General features: G+C 41.1%; 1 protein-coding gene. It reads left to right on the forward strand.

The annotated features are described in order from the left end of the window. Nucleotides 1-133: 133 nt before the first annotated feature. Nucleotides 134-348, forward strand: a 215-nt coding sequence (locus IQ294_RS16260) for a MerR family transcriptional regulator (protein WP_203335076.1), incomplete at its 3' end; no start/stop codon positions are given.

The raw sequence follows: 348 nt of genomic DNA on the forward strand, positions 1-348 counted from the left end.
ACATTGAAGCTTTTTGCCATATTTGCGGGAAAACCTACACGTTTGAGCAAAAGGAGATGCAGCAACTCTTCTAACTTCGAATTTCTCGGTTTTAGTTGGTGAATAGAAATGTTGTTAAATGGAGGCTAAGCGAATGAAGGAACATTGGAAAGTCGGAGAAGTTGCCGAATTGGCGGGTTTAACGATTCGAACTTTACGCTATTACGATCAAATCTGTTTATTTTCACCTTCTCAGTATACGGAGTCAGGGCATCGGCTTTACACGAAAGCAGATTTGGTCCGTCTTCAGCCAATTTTGTCCTTAAAGCAGATGGGCATGTCGTTAGAAGAAATACAACTTCTGTTGTC

Source organism: Planococcus beigongshangi (genome assembly GCF_016820495.1).
GTDB lineage: Bacteria > Bacillota > Bacilli > Bacillales_A > Planococcaceae > Planococcus > Planococcus beigongshangi.